We start from the raw sequence: 307 nt of genomic DNA on the forward strand, positions 1-307 counted from the left end.
CTACGAGGACATGCGCGTCGGCGACGTCATCGAGTGCTTCCGCATCGAGCTGGTAACCCGCACGCTCTGAGTTCGAGCATCGCATCGAGAAGTCCGGGCGGTGGTCGCAAGGCCGCCGCCCACATCACATGAGACATGCGGCGCGGTCCCATCCCGCGCATCACGATTTCAGGACCGAGGAAAATGTCCCGTTCAACCACGTCAGGCCCGTCCCAGCGCATGCTGCGTGTCGGTGAGCAGGTGCGCCACGCGCTGTCCGAAACCTTGCAGCGCGGCGAGATCATCGATCCGCTGGTCGAGAACAGCG

General features: G+C 64.2%; 1 pseudogene. It reads left to right on the forward strand.

What is annotated here, in order from left to right:
* Positions 1-183 precede the first annotated feature (183 nt).
* A pseudogene (locus tag EN862_RS37270) lies at positions 184-307 on the forward strand (ribosome-binding factor A); the annotation flags it as partial.

The sequence above is a fragment of the Mesorhizobium sp. M2E.F.Ca.ET.219.01.1.1 genome (genome assembly GCF_004016445.2).
Lineage (GTDB): Bacteria > Pseudomonadota > Alphaproteobacteria > Rhizobiales > Rhizobiaceae > Mesorhizobium.